Below are 392 nucleotides of genomic sequence, written 5' to 3'. Positions count from 1 at the left end.
CTCATTGTTGTGCCAACTGTTAGTAAGGAAAAGAATTGCTTTTTTGTTACTTTATGACGTGAAACGAAAAGAACGAGCAGAAGAAGCCCGATCCATCCGAAGACATATTGTCCTCCTAATAGTTGATGTGCTGAAAATCCATCAATGAATCCGAGTTTGAAAATAGTTGAAAGTACGCCGTAGCTACAAGCTCCGAATAAAACAAGTAATGAATACTTAAATTTCTCCATGAAAATCCTCCTTTTAAATAATAAAAAACGCCCGCTATCCAAATAAGGATAACGGGCGAACGAAACAGAGTAAGATACTCTACAAAATTCCGCCATTCATACGAAGTATGAATTTGGGGTATGAAATTGTAGTAGGTTTTTTACATTGCTTTTGGGAATACA

General features: G+C 36.2%; 1 pseudogene. It reads right to left on the bottom strand.

Features of this window, described 5'->3' with window-relative positions:
- Positions 1-230, bottom strand: a pseudogene (locus SB658_RS22180) (EamA family transporter); the annotation flags it as partial.
- Between the last annotated feature and the right edge of the window lie 162 nt (positions 231-392).

Source organism: Bacillus sp. SIMBA_008 (genome assembly GCF_046535495.1).
GTDB classification, from domain to species: Bacteria; Bacillota; Bacilli; order Bacillales; family Bacillaceae; genus Bacillus; species Bacillus subtilis.
The sequence above is the reverse complement of the archived record's forward strand: the minus strand, read 5'-3'. Positions and strand labels throughout refer to the sequence as shown.